Below are 16,261 nucleotides of genomic sequence, written 5' to 3'. Positions count from 1 at the left end.
TCCCGCCAGACCCATCCACGCTCGGACCGGGTGGTGCCCGGGACATCCGCTCAGCGCTCGTTGGTCGCGCGGCGGACGCCGTTCGTCATCTCGCCGTCCGCAGCTGGCTCCAGGTGTCGCGGCGCCCTCCGACCTTCCTGCCGCGTGGTTCACGCGCGGCTCTCCCTCTTGCTGGAGGTTTCTCATGGCTGACCCGCGTGGGTTCATCACGACGCCGCGGAAGGTCGCGGACCGTCGGCCCGTCAGCGAGCGCGTGCACGACTGGAAAGAGGTCTACCCGGGTTCGCCCGGGCGGGCGCTGCTGCCGATCATCTCGGAGCAGGCCGGGCGCTGCATGGACTGCGGCATCCCGTTCTGCCACACCGGCTGCCCGCTGGGGAACCTGATCCCCGAGTGGAACGACCTCGTGTGGCGCAGCGACTGGGACGAGGCGCTGGAGCGGCTGCACGCGACGAACAACTTCCCGGAGTTCACGGGTCGGCTCTGCCCCGCGCCGTGCGAGACGGCCTGCGTCGTCGGCATCAACCGCGACGCGGTGACGATCAAGAACGTCGAGGTGTCGATCATCGACAAGGCGTGGGACGAGCGCCGCGTCGACCCGCAGCCGGCCGAGTGGCTCACCGGCCGTACGGTCGCAGTCGTCGGCTCGGGCCCCTCGGGCCTGGCCGCCGCCCAGCAGCTGACGCGTACGGGTCACACCGTCGCGGTGTACGAGCGGGCGGACGCCCCCGGCGGCCTGCTGCGCTACGGCATCCCCGAGTTCAAGATGGAGAAGGCGGTCCTCGACCGCCGGATCCGGCAGATGCGCGACGAGGGCACCAACTTCCGGGTCGGTGTCGACGTCGGCGGTTCGGTGACGTGGTCGCAGCTGAAGGAGCGCTACGACGCGGTCGTCGTGGCGATCGGCTCCACCGTCGGGCGTGACCTGCCGGTGCCGGGCCGCGAGCTCGGCGGCATCCACCAGGCCATGGAGTTCCTGCCGCAGGGCAACCGGGCGGCGCTCGGGAACCCGCCGGAGAACCAGATCGACGCCAAGGGCAAGCACGTCGTGATCATCGGCGGCGGCGACACCGGGGCCGACTGCCTCGGCACGGCGATCCGGCAGGGCGCGGCGTCGATCACGCAGCTCGAGATCATGCCGACCCCGCCGACGGACCGGCCCGAGAACCAGCCGTGGCCGACCTACCCGATGACCTACCGGGTCAGCTCGGCGCACGAGGAGTCGGGGGAGCGCGTCTACTCCGTCTCCACCTCCGAGTTCCGCGGCGACGAGCACGGCAACGTGAAGACGCTGGTCCTCTCCGAGGTGGTCTTCGAGGGCGGCAAGCTCAAGGCGATCGAGGGCACCGAGAAGGAGATCCCGGCCGAGCTCGTGCTGCTCGCCATGGGGTTCACGGGGCCGGAGAAGGAGAAGCTCGTCGAGCAGCTCGGCGTCGGGGTCGACCCGCGCGGCAACATCGCGCGGAACTCGGACTACGCGACCGACGTCGAGGGTGTCTTCGCCTGCGGTGACGCCGGCCGCGGCCAGTCGCTCATCGTCTGGGCCATCGCCGAGGGCCGCGCCTGCGCGAACGGCGTGGACAAGTTCCTCTCGGGCTCGTCCGCGCTGCCGCGGCCGATCGGCCCCGAGGTCCGCCAGATGATGGTCTGACCGGTACCCCACACCCGCGAGCGGTACCCCTTCCCGGTCTGGACGAGCTCCAGACCGGGAAGAGGTACCGCTCGTGGTGGTTGCGGGGGCGTGCCCTACGAGGCTGCGCCCGCGGCGGTGGCGGCCTCGACCTCCACCAGGCGGCCGGTCTTCACGTCGTAGGTGTAGCCGTAGACCGGGATGCCCGCGGGGACGAGCGGGTGGTTCCGGATCCGGGTGACGTCGTCGACGACGGACTCGTCCGGGTCGGCGATGGTCAGCCAGTCGACGTACGCGCCCTCGGTCGAGCCGGGGCCCGTGCGGACGTCGTGGAAGCCGTTCTCGTCGAGCGCGGCCGTCTCCAGGCTCTGCGCCAGCAGCCCGCGCATCACGTCGTCGGTGAAGAACTGCATCCCGCAGTCCGTGTGGTGCACCACGAAGAACTCGGCCGTCCCGAGCAGCTTGTAGCTGATCACCAGCGAGCGGATGGCGTCGTCGCTGGCCCGGCCGCCGGCGTTGCGGATCACGTGGGCGTCGCCCTCGCTGAGCCCGGCGTAGCCGGCCGGGTCGAGGCGAGCGTCCATGCAGGTGAGGATGGCGAAGCGGCGGGCCGGCGGGAGCGCGAGCGCGCCCTTGTCCCCGAACGTGGCGGCGTAGGTCTCGTTGGCGGCGAGCACCTCGGGCAGCACGGACATGATGTCTCCTGGTCGGTCGTGCGCGACCGGTGCCGCGCAAACCCGACCCTAGCGCTAGGGAATAGCCGCCTCAGCGGTAGCGCAGCGCCCGTCGCGTGGTCGGGACGTCGGCGAGGGTCTTGAGCACGACCAGCGCGACGACGGCCAGCACCGCCGGACGTCCCAGCCACGGCGGCAGCGCGGCCAGGACCCGGTCGTACGCGGCGAGCGGCGAGTCCGGCAGGGCGGCGAAGAAGCCGACCAGCACCAGCCCGAAGGCGATCAGGAGCCCGACGTGCAGGACGACCAGCCGCGGGTACGGCGCGGCCGCCGCCCGGGACGGCGTGCTCCACTCCCGCAGGCCCTCGGGCCCGAACCAGGTCGCGAGCTCCACGGCGTAGCGCAGGACGACGAGCGCGACCGGCAGCCCGAGGGCGACGAACGTCAGGTCGGTGCCCAGCCGCCAGGCCACCACGGCCGTGAACCCGGCGTGCACCGCGCAGAAGATCCCGTAGTGCACGACGAAGAACAGCGCGGTCGTCAGCCGGCCCGTCCCGTCCGGGCCCGCCGTGCTGATCCGGACCAGCGTGACCAGCCCGAGCACCACGTTCTCGGCCCAGAACAGCACGAACACGTTGCCGGCCGGCCACCCGAGGACGAGCACGCCCACGACGATCAGGAGGTTGAGCGCGACCGACAGGCCGAGCGCGAGCCGGACCCGGCCGGGTGGGACGACGGGGTCGGGCCGGCGGGGCACGGGCGGACCGGACGTGGTCCCGGGACGCGGCCCGGCGCCACCGACCGGGAACCCCTCGCCGTACGCGGGGGTGCGCGGGTAGGACGGGCGCTGGTCCGGCGTCACCCGGTCAGCGTCCCACGACACCGGCTCGCCCGGGCCCCGCTCAGACCTCGACGCGGGTCCCGTTGAACCGGTAGCCGCGCTTGACGACGGTGGTGATCAGCCCGGGGACGTCGAGCGCGCGGCGCAGCCGGCTCATCGCGACCTCGAGGGCGTGGTCGTCGAGCTGCTCGGGCAGGGCGGCGACGAGGTTGGCCCGCGAGACGACCCCGTCGGAGGCGGCGAGCGCCTTAAACAGCGCCAGCGCGCTCGGGCCGAGAAGGACGCTCCGCCCGCCCACCGACACGCTCCGCCCGCGGACCTCGACGAGCGTCTCGTGGCAGCGGTAGACCTGCACGTGGTGGACCGCGAGGTCCTCGCAGACGAGCCGGATCAGCGCGCCGAGGCGGTAGCGGTCCGGCACGATCGGCACGATCCCCGCCTCGACGAGCGGCTGCGCGGTGACCGGCCCGACGGCGGCCGCGGTGACGTGGTCCTGGTGCGCCGCGACGAACGCCTCGCCGAGCCCCATCCCGTACGCCGTCTCGAGCGTTGCGGCGGCGCCCGGCGCGCTGGTGTAGGTGACGGCGTCGAGCTGGCGCGAGCACGCGGCCTCGATCAGCCGCGGCAGCCGGTCGTTGCCGGTCGGGCGCACCCAGCGGTAGGGCGTGACGGTGACGACCTCGGAGCTGACCTCGCGCAGCCGCCGCAGCTGCTCCTCGTCGGTGAAGCCGTGCAGCTGGATCGCCACCCGGCAGCCGGTCAGCCCGGAGCCGGTGACGGCGTCGACGAGGGCCGCGGTCGTGTCGGTCTCGCTGAGCTGGGCGTCCACGAGGCCGGCCGCGCGCACGGCGCCGACCGCCTTCGGCCCGCGGGCGAAGATCCGGGCCGCCTCGAGGACCGCGGTGAGCTCGGCGCCCAGGCCCGCGGCGTCGGCGACCTCGAACCAGCGCCGCACGCCGTAGCCGGTGGTCACGAGCACGACCTCGGGCCGGGTCCGGATGAGCGTCCGGGTCTCGGTGACGAGGGCGGAGTCCTGCTCGTTCGGGGCGATCTTCAGCGCGGGTGCGTGCAGCACCTGCGCCCCGCGGCGCTCGAGCGCGGCGATCAGGTCTCCGGAACGGCGGTCCGACGTGACCCCGATCCGGAACCCGCGCAGCTGGTCCACGCGCAGGCCGACGGGGCGGGCGTACGGCTCGGAGCCGCGGTCGGTGAAGGAGCCGGCGCGGGCGGTCACGGGCCGGACCCCCGGTCGACTGGGGACCGGTCGACGGGCGCCCCGTCCGGGGCGAGCGCGCCGGCCCACGCGGGCAGGTGGTCGACGACGTGCGCCGCGTCCGCGAGCTCGGGGGCGACGCTGACGACGGCGCCGATCACGACGACCGCCGGGGAGGCGACCTCGAGGCGGCGGGCGTCGTCGGCCAGGGCGCCGAGGTGGCTGAAGGTGCTGCGCTGGGAGTCGGAGTAGCCGCGCTCGACGACGGCCGCGGGGGTGGCCGGGTCCATCCCCGCCCGCAGCAGGCCGGCCGCGATCTGCTCGAGGTTCACGACGCCCATGAGCACGACGAGGGTGCCGCCGAGCCGGACCAGGCCGTCCAGCTCGGCCTCGGTCGGGCGCTGGTGGCCGGAGATGACGGTGAAGGCGTGGCTCAGGCCGCGGTGGGTGACCGGGATGCCGCACGCCGCGGGCACCGCGACGGCGCTGCTCACGCCCGGGACCACGCGGACGGGCACGCCGGCGGTCAGGCAGGCGAGCATCTCCTCCCCGCCGCGGCCGAAGACGAAGGGGTCGCCGCCCTTGAGCCGGACGACCGACTCGCCGGCCCGCGCGCGGTGCACGAGCTGCTCCTCGATCGAGCGCTGCTCGACGCGGTGGTGGAACGGCGCCTTGCCGACGTCGACGAGCTCGGCGGCCGGGGCCAGCGCGGCCAGGTCCCCGGTCGGCGCGAGCCGGTCGTAGAAGACGACGTCGGCCGCGGCCAGCGCGGCCACCGCGTCGACGGTGAGCAGGCCCGTACGCCCCGGGCCGCCGCCGACGAGCGTCACCGAACCGGCGTGGTCGGCCGCCGCCTCGGTCGTCGTCATCACGCGCAGGTGGCCGGCCAGCTCGGCGACCCGCTCGCGCAGCGGGCCCGGCGGGTCGACGGAGACGACGAGCCAGGCCGGGCCGACGAGCCGCAGCAGCCCGGACGTGTCCTCCACGTCGGGCGCGGCGACGTAGCGCACGGTGCTCAGGCGGATGACCGGCGGGCCGTCGGTGGCGACGAGGGTGACGCGGGCGCCGCCCCGGACGAACCGCGCCACGGCGCGACGCGCACCGTTCGCGGAACCCAGGACGACGACCTTGCGGCCGGTGACGTCGAGGTCGAACTGCACGGGCAGCCACCTCCTGCAGACGTGAGCCTCGGGGGTGGCTCGGGTACGCCTCACCCTAGGAAGCCGGCGTTACCCGCCGATTTCCTCCGGGTAACTCGTGGCTACGAGGCGGGGCTCGTCGCGCCACCCGGCGGTGACCTCGGCGTCACGCGCCCGTAACCGGGGTCGGTCGCGGGTGGCCCGGCAGCCTCTCGCCGGCCCTCACCGGCATTCCTGCGGCGTGTGAGAGATCGGTGAACGCCTCGTAACCCTCGGGCCAGGGCGTCGTAACAGGCCTGCCCAAGCATGGTCGTCGTGAGCGCGCCGCCCACGTCCGGAGCCACCCGGACGCACTGCCCGTACTGCTCCCTGCAGTGCGGCATCGAGCTGCGCCCGACGGTGCCCGGGCTGCCCGGGCCGCTCGCGCTCGAGCCGCAGGCCGACTTCCCGACGAACCTCGGCGGCCTCTGCTCCAAGGGCTGGACGGCCACCTCGCTGCTCGACCACCCGCAGCGGCTGCTGCACCCGCTGGTCCGCACGGTGCGCGGGGACCGGAGCAGCCCGTTCCGCGAGGCCACCTGGGACGAGGCGCTCGGCCGGGTGGTCGACGGGATCACCGCCGCGCAGGCCGCGTACGGGCGCGACGCGGTCGGCTGCTTCGGCGGGGGCGGGCTGACGAACGAGAAGGCGTACGCCTTCGGCAAGTTCGCCCGGGTCGCGCTGCGGACCTCGATGATCGACTACAACGGCCGGTTCTGCATGAGCTCGGCGGCGACCGCGGCGAACCGGACGTTCGGCATCGACCGCGGCCTGCCCTTCCCGCTGTCCGACGTGGCCCGGGCCCGGACCGTGGTGCTCGTCGGCTCCAACCCGGCCGCCACCATGCCCCCGGCGATGCAGCACCTCGACGCCGGCCGGGCCGACGGCGCCACCCACGTCGTGGTCGACCCGCGCCGCACGGCCACCGCGGCCGGCTCCACGCTGCACCTGGCGCCGCGGCCCGGCACCGACCTCGCCCTGGCCAACGGCCTGCTGCACCTCGCCGTCCGGCAGGGCCGCGTCGACGAGGCGTACGTGGCCGCCCGCACCCGGGGGTTCGCGGCCGTGCGGGCCGGCGTCGCCTCGTCCTGGCCGGACCGGGTCGAGCGGATCACCGGCGTGCCGGTCGCCCAGCTGCAGCAGACGCTCGACGCGCTGACCGCCGAGAGCGCCATGATCCTCACCGCCCGCGGCGCGGAGCAGCACAGCCAGGGCACCGACACCGCGCAGGCCTGGATCAACCTCGCGCTCGCGCTCGGGCTGCCGGGGAAGCCGTGGTCCGGCTACGGCACCGTCACCGGGCAGGGCAACGGGCAGGGTGGGCGCGAGCACGGCCAGAAGGCCGACCAGCTGCCGGGCTACCGCAAGCTCGCCGACCCCGCGGACCGCGCGCACGTGGCCGGCGTGTGGGGGATCGACCCCGACGAGCTGCCCGGCGTGGGGGTGTCGGCGTTCGAGATGCTCGACCGGATGGGCGCCGAGGGCGGCGTGCGCGCGCTCGTCCTGATGGCCTCGAACCTCGTCGTCTCCGCCCCCGACGTCAACCGGGTGCGCGCCCGGATCGAGGCGCTCGACCTCTTCGTCGTCTCCGACATCTTCCTGTCCGAGACCGCCGAGCTCGCCGACGTCGTGCTGCCGACGGCCCAGTGGGCCGAGGAGGAGGGCACGATGACGAACCTCGAGGGCCGGGTGATCCGCCGCCGGCAGGCGCTGCCGCCGCCCACGGGCGTGCACGACGACCTCTGGGTGATGAAGGAGCTCGCCGAGCGGCTGGGCCGCGGCCGGTACTTCTCGGCCGACCCGGGCGAGGTGTTCGCCGAGCTGCGCCGGGCCAGCGCAGGCGGCCTCGCCGACTACTCCGGCATCACCCCCGCGCGGATCGACGCGGAGCAGGGCGTCTTCTGGCCGTGCCCCGACACCACGACCGACGGGGGAGCGCCGCACCCGGGCACGCCGCGGCTCTTCGCCGAGACGTTCCCGACGCCGGACGGACGTGCCGTCTTCCGGCGGGTCGAGCACGCGGAGGCGGCCGAGACGCCGGACGCCGACTACCCGTACGTGCTGACGACCGGGCGGCTGATGGCGCAGTACCAGAGCGGCACCCAGACGCGCCGGGTGCCGGCGCCCAGCCAGTCGTCGGCGCAGCCCGAGGTGCAGCTGCACCCGGACCTGGCCCGGCGGCTGGAGATCGGCAGCCGGGACATCGTGCTGCTGAGCACCCGCCGCGGCGCCGCCACGTTCCGGGCGCAGGTCAGCGACGACATCCGGGCCGACACCGTGTTCGTGCCGTTCCACTGGGGCGGCGCCTCGGCCGCGAACGCTCTGACGAACCCGGCGCTCGACCCGCACTCGAAGATGCCGGCCTTCAAGGCCTGCGCCGTCGCCGTGTCCCGCCTCGGCGCCCCCGACGAGGACGAGCTGCTCACCCGCCCGCCCGTCCACACCGCCCTGTCCGCCCCCACCCGACCGACGCTCAACCAGAGACTCCAGCCGTCCCGACGTAAGGACCTCCCGATGCTCGCTCAGAACCGCTTCCTGCAGGGCGTCTTCGCCTTCGAGGGCGCCGGCATGGACAAGCCCGCGCCGCTCTCGCCCGAGCTCAGCCACCTCGTCCCCGAGGGCGTGGTCAGCCAGGCGCTCTACTTCCGCGGCGGCAACTCCAGCGACGAGCTCGTGAGCCTCGTGCTGATGCGCGACGGCGTCGCCATGCGCTACTTCCCGATCGGGGCCAAGGCCGACGTGCACGTGCCGCTCCGCGTCGTCGAGGACATCGACGGCGGGTCGCTGATCGAGCTCCGGCTGCTCGCGCCGGAGGGCCTGACCGGCACCCTCGTCGTCGACCTGGGCCTGGTGGAGCACTGATGACGGCCGTCGAGGCACGGCCGTCGAGCCGGTCGCAGGGGGACCGGCGCCGCCTCGTCGTCATCGGCAACGGCATGGCCGGCGCGCGGGCGGTCGAGGAGATCCTGGCCCGCGGCGGGGCCGACCTGTTCGCGATCACCATGTTCGGCGACGAGCCGTACGGCAACTACAACCGCATCATGCTCAGCCACGTCCTGTCGGGCGAGGAGAGCCACGACGACATCTACCTGAACTCCCTCGCGTGGTACGCCGAGAACGACATCACGCTGCACGCGGGCGTCCGCGTCGACCGCATCGACCGGATCAGCAAGGTGGTGATCACCGACGACGGTCGCACCGAGCCGTACGACGAGCTGATCATCGCGACCGGGAGCCGGTCGTTCATGCCGCCGATGGAGGGGCTCAAGGGTGCGGACGGGTCCCTGCTGCGCGGCGTCTTCGCCTTCCGGACCATCGACGACACGCACGCGATGATCGAGCACGCCACGCACGAGGAGCACCACCGCGCGGTCGTCATCGGCGGCGGGCTGCTCGGGCTCGAGGCGGCGCGCGGCCTGCAGCACTACGGCCTGGACGTCACCGTCGTGCACTCCCCGAAGCACCTGATGAACGCCCAGCTCGGGCCCGAGGGCGGCGAGATCCTGCGCCAGAGCATGGAGGCGCTCGGCATCCACGTCGTCTGCGGCAACCGCGCGACGCACGTGTGGGGGCCGGACCGGGTGCGCGGCCTGCGGCTCAAGGACGGGGCCGAGCTGGAGTGCGACCTGGTGGTCGTGGCCGCCGGCATCCGGCCCAACACCGAGGTCGCGGTGGTCAGCGGCCTGACGGTGGAGCGCGCGATCGTGGTCGACGACCAGATGCGCGTGGTCGACGAGGACGACGTGTACGCCGTCGGCGAGTGCGTGCAGCACCGCGGCGAGGTCTACGGCCTGGTCGCCCCGCTGTGGGAGCAGGCCGTGGTGCTGGCCGACCAGATCACCGGGAACGACCCGGGCGCGGCCTACCTCGGCTCGCGCACCGCGACCAAGCTCAAGGTGGCCGGCGTCGACGTGGCCTCGATGGGGCTCACCTCCCCGGAGAAGGAGACCGACGAGCACATCGTCTTCTCCGAGCCCAAGCGCGGCGTGTTCAAGTCGATCGTCATCCGCGACGACAAGATCGTCGGCGCGACGCTGCTCGGGGACAGCTCCAAGGTCGCGTTCCTGCAGCAGGCCTTCGACCGTGGGCTGCCGCTGCCCGAGCAGCGGGTGGAGCTGATGTTCGACCTCGGCGGGCCGTCCGAGGAGGTCGGCGTCGCCGAGCTCGCCGACGACGCCCAGGTCTGCAACTGCAACGGCGTCTCCAAGAAGGCGATCGTCGACTGCGTGCACGGCGGCTGCAAGACCGTCTCGGGGGTGATGGACTCCACCCGTGCCGGCAAGGGCTGCGGCACCTGCAAGGGCCTGGTCGCCCAGCTCGTCGAGCACGCGGCCGGCGGCGCGGTGGAGGAGGACCCGGCCGCCGCGTACTACGTGCCGGGGATCCCGATGGCCAAGGCGCCGCTGATGGAGATCATCCGTGAGCAGCGGCTGATGACCCCGTCGGCCGTGTTCGCGGCGCTCGCCCCGGACGGCGCCGAGGACGCGAGGTCGAAGATGGGGCTGGCGTCGCTGCTCAAGATGATGTGGGGCGAGGACTACGTCGAGGAGAAGGACTCGCGGTTCATCAACGACCGGGTCAACGCCAACATCCAGCGCGACGGCACCTTCTCCGTCGTCCCGCAGATGCGCGGCGGGGTCACCACCGCCGAACAGCTCCGGCGCATCGCCGACGTGGCCGACAAGTACCAGGTCCCCATGGTCAAGCTCACCGGCGGCCAGCGGATCGACCTCCTGGGGATCAGGAAGGAGGACCTGCCCGGCGTCTGGGCCGACCTGGACATGCCGTCGGGCTACGCGTACGGGAAGTCGTTCCGGACCGTGAAGACCTGCGTCGGGCAGGAGTTCTGCCGCTTCGGCACGGGCGACTCGACCCGCCTCGGGGTGGAGATCGAGACCCGCATGCAGGGCATGGAGTCGCCGGCCAAGATGAAGCTCGCCGTCTCCGGCTGCCCCCGGAACTGCGCGGAGTCGCTCTGCAAGGACGTCGGGATCGTCGCGATCGAGGGCGGGCGCTGGGAGATCTACGTCGGCGGGGCCGCCGGGGCGCACATCCGTAAGGGCGACCTGCTCTGCACCGTCGACACCGCGGACGAGGCCAAGACGATCACCGGCCGCTTCCTGCAGTACTACCGCGAGAGCGCGAGCTGGCTCGAGCGCACGTACGCCTGGGTGCCGCGGGTCGGCATCGAGCACGTCCGGGCCGTCGTCGTCGAGGACTCCGAGGGCATCGCGGAGCGGCTCGACGCCGCGGTCCAGCTCCACGCCGACACCCACGTCGACCCGTGGACCCAGGGCCGCGAACCCGTCACGCCCGGGCAGTTCCGCACGGCGCTGCCGCTCGAGGTGCTGCCGCACGTGCCGGCCGACCGGGCCACCGAGCTCCTCGGCGGTGCCTGGTGAGCGCGTCGGTCGAGGCCGAGGTCGGGGCGGGCGTCGAGCACCGGCTGGGCCCGATCGAGCAGGTCCCCTACGGCGAGGGCCGCGCCTTCGACGTCGCCGGTCAGCAGGTCGCCGTGTTCCGGATCCGGGACGGCCGCGTGCGGGCGCTGTCGGCGGTCTGCACGCACCGCGGCGGCCCCATCGCCGACGGCCAGACCGACCTGCGGGTGGTGCTCTGCCCGCTGCACCTGAACGCGTTCGAGCTCGACACCGGCTGCTCCACCTCCGGCGCCGCGCCCCTGCGGCGCTACGACGTGCGCCTGGACGGTGACGAGATCGTCCTCACCGTCTGACCCGCGCCGCCGTCCCACCCGCTCCACCGCCGACCCCCGCTCCGCCCACCCGACCCGAGGGACCCGCCATGACGCAGACGACCACCACGCCGGAGCTGTCCGCCGCCGCCGAACGCCACCTCGGCGGCCGCTGGATCGACGACTGGCGCCCGGAGGACCCGGCCTTCTGGGCGGCGTCGGGCCAGCGGGTCGCCCGCCGGAACCTCGTCTTCTCGGTCCTGTCCGAGCACATCGGCTTCTCGGTGTGGAGCCTGTGGTCGGTGCTCGTGCTGTTCATGGGACCCGCGTACGGCTTCACCGCGCCGGAGAAGTTCCTGCTCACCGCGACCCCCGCGCTCGTCGGCTCGGTCCTGCGGGTGCCGTACACCTTCGCGGTCGCGAAGTTCGGCGGGCGGAACTGGACGATCATCTCCGCGCTGCTGCTGCTGGTCCCGACGATCTACATCGCCGTCGTGCTCGAGCCCGGCGTCTCGCTCGCCACCGTGCTCGTGGGCGCGATGCTCGCCGGCGTCGGCGGGGCCAACTTCGCCTCGTCGATGACCAACATCAACTCCTACTTCCCGGCCCGGCTGAAGGGCCGGGCGCTGGGCATCAACGCCGGCGCCGGCAACCTGGGCGTCGCGGTCGTGCAGCTGGTCGGCCTCCTGGTCCTGGCCGTCTCCGGGGCGGGCCACCCCAAGATCATGGTCGGGATCTACATCCCGCTGATCGTCGTGTCGACGGTCCTGTCGGCCCTGTTCATGGACAACCTGACCATGGCGTCGAACGCCAGGGGCGCGATCCGTGAGGTGATGCGCCACCCGCAGACCTGGATCGTCTCGCTGCTCTACATCGGGACGTTCGGCTCGTTCATCGGCTTCGGCTTCGCCTTCGGCCAGGTGCTCCTGGTGCAGTTCCCCGAGGACTTCCCGGTGCCGGTCAAGGCGGCGGCGCTGACCTTCCTCGGACCCCTGCTGGGGTCGTTCGTCCGCCCGGTCGGCGGCGCGCTCGCCGACCGTTACCGCGGCTCGGTGGTCAGCGCGGTCACCTTCGTCGCCATGGCGCTCGGCGCCGTCGTGGTGCTCCTGGCCTCGCTGGCCCACTCGCTGCCCACCTTCATCGCGGGCTTCGTGCTGCTCTTCGTGCTGAGCGGGCTCGGCAACGGGTCGGTCTACAAGATGATCCCGGCGATCTTCTCGGCCAAGGCCGACCTCGCGGCGGACGACGGGACCGCGGCCGACCTCCGCGCCCGGCTCGCCAGCCGGCGGGCCGGCGCCCTCATCGGGCTGGCCGGGGCGATCGGCGGCCTCGGTGGCGTGCTGGTCAACCTGGCCTTCCGCCAGTCGTTCCTCACGCTCAAGAACGGCAACGGCGCGTACGTCGCCTTCATCGCCTTCTACGTGGTCTGCGTGGTCGTCACCTACCTCGTGTTCATCCGCAACCGTCCCGGTCGCCTGGTCGGCGTCTGACCCGGTCGGGCGGGCACCGGACGCTCTAGCCTGGGGACATGAGCCCGGACGACGTCCCCGCGGAGCCCGCGAGCACGGACCGTGCCCGTCGGGCGGCCGAGCGGTCGCGCGAGGCGGGCGAGCGGGCCGCGGAGCTCCGGCACCGCAGCGCGGACCTCGCGGCCGGTCGGCCGGTCACGCCGGCCGACGTGGAGAACGCCGAACGCGCGGCGGGGGAGTCCCTGCGCCACGACCGGCAGGCCCACCGGCTCGCCGCCGAGGCGCACCGGTCCAGTGCCGCCCTGCACGCCGCCGCCGCCGTGCGGGCGAGCGCCAAGGGCCGGGACGACGAGGCGGCGGAGCACCACCGTGCCGCGGAGCGCGACCGCGCGGCCGCCGAGGCCGACGAGCGTGCGGCGGACGACGTCCCGCACGCCTGACCCTCAAGGGTCGCGTCGGGGACCTCCGGCCCGGACGTGCCCTCCTGGTGTAGAACGGAACCAGGCGTTGAGCAGGCAGCGCAGCCGCTGCCGCACGCCGGGAGGCCCACGCTCGTGCCCCACCTCGACACCGACCACGACGCGACCGCGGAGCCCTCGGCCGGGCCGCGGGCAGACGCCGTCCTGCTGGTCGGGGGTTCGGCGGGGAGCCTGGAGCCGCTGGTGGACCTGGTCTCCGCCCTGCCGGCCGAGCTGCCGGCCGCGGTGCTGGTCACCCAGCACATCGGCGAGCACGCGCGGAGCCGGCTGCCCCTCATCCTGCAGCGGGCGACGGCCCTGCCCGTCGCCGCCGCGGCCGACGGCGAGCCCCTGCGGGCGGGCCGCGTCTACGTCGCCCCGCCGGGACGCCACCTGCTCGTCGACGCGGAAGGGCTGCGGCTCAGCAGCGGGCCCCGGGTCAACCGCCAGCGGCCCTCGGTGGACGTGATGCTCGCGAGCGCGGCGTCGCGGTACGGGCCTCGTACGGTGGCCGTCGTGCTGAGCGGGGTGCTCGACGACGGTGCGGTCGGCGCCGCGCTCGTGGCCCGGGCGGGCGGGACCGTCCTCGTCCAGGCCGACGCCGACTTCACCAGCATGCCGGCGGCCGCGCTCGCCGCCGCCCCGGGCGCCCGAGCCGTGCCCGCGCCCGAGCTCGGCCGCAGCAGCGTCGCGGCCCTGACCCTCATCACGCAGCGCACGACGGACGAGGAGGCCCGGATGTCAGCACGCATCGCCGCAGCGCACGAGCACGAGCACGAGCACGAGCACCGGCCGGCGACCATGGTCGACGCGGGCGACCCCGACTTCCTCGCGGCCGGGGAGGCCCGGCTCACCCGGCTCGCGTGCCCGGACTGCGGCGGAGCCATGGCCGAGGTCGACCTGCCGCAGATCACCTACTTCGCCTGCCACATCGGTCACCGGTTCTCGCCGCAGACCCTGGCGGCCGCGCAGGCCGAGGCGTCCGAGGCCAAGCTCTGGGCGGCCGTGGCCGCGCTCGAGGAGCAGTCGGCGGTGCTCGGCCGGTTGACCTCGACGGGCCCCGCGGACGACTCCGGGCTGCTGGCCTACGCCGCCGAGGTCAGCGGCCGGGCGCGGCAGCTGCGCCGGGAGGCGGAGTCCTGGGCGACGTCGCCGCCCGAGGTCCTCGCGCCCGGCTCAGACGTCCGGGGTGACGTCCTCCATGAGGAGGAGGGCGCCGGCGGTCCCGGGACCGCTCGAGCGGAGTAGCGGGGTGATCGCCACCTCGAGGTCGATCGTGCGGCCGCGCCGGTTGACGGCGGAGATGTGGTGGTCCCGGACGGAGGGCGCGTCGCCGACGACCACGGCGTGCAGCAGCGGGTGCAGCTCGGCGGCCGGCATGCCGCTGTCGAGGTCGAGGAGGGACTGCCCGATGGTCTCCTCCGGCCGCAGGCCCCACAGCTCCTGGGCCTGCGGGGTCCAGACGCGCACGACGAGGTTCTGGTCGAGGACGACGACGGCGCCGCCGAAGCTGCCGAGGACCGCGCCCATGAACTCGTTCAGCTCACCGACCTCGGTGGTGCGCTCGCGGAGCTGGTCGTTGCTGCTCTGCTGCTCGTCGTTGGAGGACTGCAGCTCCTCGTTCATCGTCTCGAGCTCTTCGTTGGTCGACTGGAGCTCCTCGTTGGTGGTCTCCAGCTCCTCGACCGTGCTCTGCAGCTCCTCGTTGGTGGTCTCGAGCTCCTCGTTGGTCGACTGGAGCTCCTCGTACGCGGCCGCGAGCTGCCGGTTCGCCGTCTCCACCTCGACCCGCAGCTGCCGGAACCGGGTCACGTCGGTGAAGCTGATCGAGACGCCGAGCACGCCCCCCTCGCTGTCCGTCAGCGGGACGAGCTGGATGTCGAGGTAGACCGGGTCCGGCCCGATCCGGCGCCACTCGACCTCGCGGAGCCAGGCGGCCGTCCGCGTCTCGGTCACCGCCCGCAGGTGCGGGCGGAGCTCGAGCGGGCGGTAGGAGACGTCGAGGTCCTGGAAGGGGCGTCCGAGGTCGCGGTCGGAGAGGCCGAGCATCGCGTTCGCCCGGTGGTTGATCATGGCCAGGCGCCCGTCGGAGGCCACCGCCAGCTGGGCGACCGGGTTGTTGAGCAGGATCTCGTTGCGCAGCCGGCCGGTGTCGTCGGCGACCACCGCCCGCGGGCGGCGGACCGCGCTCTCGCTGAACCCCGCGCCCTCGGCCACGTCCAGCCGGATGCGCCGGAAGAAGCGCCGCTTGAGGTCGATGGGTTCGAAGAGGTCCGCGTGGTTGAGCAGCATCTCGGCCTTGCCGAGGAACAGCACGCCGTCGGGCTTGAGGGCGAACCCGAGCCGGCCGAGCACCCGGTTCTGCGTCTCGGCGTTGAAGTACATCAGCAGGTTCCGGCACAGCAGCACGTCGATGCGCGAGATCGGGGCGTCGACGGTGAGGTCGTTCCGCCCGAAGATCACGGCGCGCCGCAGCTCCGAGGACACGACGAACCGGCCGCCCACGGCGTCCAGGTAGCGCTCGGCGAAGCCCTCGGGCAGCCCGTCGAGCTCCCGCTCGGCGTAGCTGGCCTGGCGGGCCTCGTTCAGCGCGTGCTCGTCGACGTCGGTCGCGTAGATCTTCACGCGCTCCCGGAACGCCGGCCCCAGCGCCTCGTGCAGCACCATGGCGATGCTGTACGCCTCCTGGCCCGACGCGCACCCGGCGCTCCACACCCGGATCGGGGCCCCGTCCGCCCGGGCCAGCAGCTGCGGCACGAGCCGCTCGCGCAGCTCGGTCCAGGCGTCCGCGTCGCGGAAGAAGCTCGTGACGTTGATGAGGACCGTGTTGAAGAGCGTCGCGAACTCGTCGGGCTGGAGCTGGAGCAGGTCCTGGTACTCGTCGAACGACGTCAGGTGGAGCTCGCCCATCCGGTGCCGGACGCGACGCATCAGGCTCGGGCGCTTGTAGCCGGTGAAGTCGATGCCGCGGACCTCGCGCAGGAACTCCAGCAGCTGCTCGAACTGCCGGTCCTCCGGTCCCACCGGCCCCGGGTCCTCCGAGGTCGTAGCCGTGTCGCTCATCGGTCCTCCTCGGCGCCCGGCGCCGACTCTAGTACCCGTGCGC

12 protein-coding genes are annotated in these 16,261 nt (G+C 73.6%); 7 read left to right on the top strand and 5 right to left on the bottom strand.

Features of this window, described 5'->3' with window-relative positions:
* Positions 1 to 184: 184 nt before the first annotated feature.
* A complete protein-coding gene (locus ABD665_RS03405; RefSeq protein WP_204912226.1) occupies positions 185 to 1,651 on the top strand; it encodes a glutamate synthase small subunit in 1,467 nt (488 codons plus the stop codon).
* Between the two features lie 95 nt (positions 1,652 to 1,746).
* Here ABD665_RS03405 and ABD665_RS03400 read toward each other — a convergent pair whose 3' ends face one another.
* The 4 genes from ABD665_RS03400 to cobA all read right to left on the bottom strand — a co-directional run bounded on the left by ABD665_RS03400 (position 1,747) and on the right by cobA (position 5,518).
* Positions 1,747 to 2,325: a carbonic anhydrase gene (locus ABD665_RS03400; protein ID WP_204912227.1), complete on the bottom strand. Its 579-nt coding sequence runs from the start codon at positions 2,323 to 2,325 to the stop codon at positions 1,747 to 1,749.
* A gap of 70 nt (positions 2,326 to 2,395) precedes the next feature.
* Positions 2,396 to 3,166, bottom strand: a complete 771-nt coding sequence (locus ABD665_RS03395; protein ID WP_204912228.1) for a DUF6498-containing protein — start codon at positions 3,164 to 3,166, stop codon at positions 2,396 to 2,398.
* A 40-nt stretch (positions 3,167 to 3,206) separates the two neighbouring features.
* Positions 3,207 to 4,379, bottom strand: a complete 1,173-nt coding sequence (locus ABD665_RS03390) for a uroporphyrinogen-III synthase (RefSeq protein WP_344741057.1) — start codon at positions 4,377 to 4,379, stop codon at positions 3,207 to 3,209.
* A complete protein-coding gene (gene cobA, locus ABD665_RS03385; protein ID WP_204912229.1) occupies positions 4,376 to 5,518 on the bottom strand; it encodes a uroporphyrinogen-III C-methyltransferase in 1,143 nt (380 codons plus the stop codon). Before cobA ends, ABD665_RS03390 begins: the two co-directional genes overlap by 4 nt.
* Before the next feature lie 294 nt (positions 5,519 to 5,812).
* On the opposite strand from cobA, the gene ABD665_RS03380 reads away from it, so the two are divergent.
* The 6 genes from ABD665_RS03380 to ABD665_RS03355 all read left to right on the top strand — a co-directional run bounded on the left by ABD665_RS03380 (position 5,813) and on the right by ABD665_RS03355 (position 14,403).
* Positions 5,813 to 8,398, top strand: a complete 2,586-nt coding sequence (locus tag ABD665_RS03380) for a molybdopterin oxidoreductase family protein (protein ID WP_344741053.1) — start codon at positions 5,813 to 5,815, stop codon at positions 8,396 to 8,398.
* Positions 8,398 to 10,938 carry a nitrite reductase large subunit NirB gene (gene nirB / locus ABD665_RS03375; RefSeq protein WP_204912231.1) on the top strand — a complete coding sequence of 847 codons (2,541 nt, stop codon included), beginning with the start codon at positions 8,398 to 8,400 and terminating at the stop codon, positions 10,936 to 10,938. Before ABD665_RS03380 ends, nirB begins: the two co-directional genes overlap by 1 nt.
* Positions 10,935 to 11,270: a Rieske 2Fe-2S domain-containing protein gene (locus ABD665_RS03370; protein WP_204912232.1), complete on the top strand. Its 336-nt coding sequence runs from the start codon at positions 10,935 to 10,937 to the stop codon at positions 11,268 to 11,270. The genes nirB and ABD665_RS03370 overlap by 4 nt, the downstream gene beginning before the upstream one ends.
* A 68-nt stretch (positions 11,271 to 11,338) precedes the next feature.
* Positions 11,339 to 12,718 carry an MFS transporter gene (locus ABD665_RS03365; protein WP_204912233.1) on the top strand — a complete coding sequence of 460 codons (1,380 nt, stop codon included), beginning with the start codon at positions 11,339 to 11,341 and terminating at the stop codon, positions 12,716 to 12,718.
* Between the two features lie 38 nt (positions 12,719 to 12,756).
* Entirely contained in the window at positions 12,757 to 13,137 is a 381-nt protein-coding gene (locus ABD665_RS03360; protein ID WP_204912234.1) for a hypothetical protein, read from the top strand.
* 114 nt (positions 13,138 to 13,251) lie between these two features.
* Complete coding sequence (locus ABD665_RS03355) at positions 13,252 to 14,403, top strand: chemotaxis protein CheB (RefSeq protein WP_204912235.1); 1,152 nt, start codon at positions 13,252 to 13,254, stop codon at positions 14,401 to 14,403.
* Here ABD665_RS03355 and ABD665_RS03350 read toward each other — a convergent pair.
* Positions 14,332 to 16,218, bottom strand: a complete 1,887-nt coding sequence (locus tag ABD665_RS03350) for a CheR family methyltransferase (protein WP_204912236.1) — start codon at positions 16,216 to 16,218, stop codon at positions 14,332 to 14,334. The two genes, ABD665_RS03355 and ABD665_RS03350, sit on opposite strands and share 72 nt — an antisense overlap.
* Positions 16,219 to 16,261 lie beyond the last annotated feature (43 nt).

The sequence above is a fragment of the Microlunatus spumicola genome, assembly GCF_039536445.1.
Taxonomy (GTDB): Bacteria; Actinomycetota; Actinomycetes; order Propionibacteriales; family Propionibacteriaceae; genus Microlunatus; species Microlunatus spumicola.
This window is presented reverse-complemented; position numbering and strand designations above follow the sequence as displayed.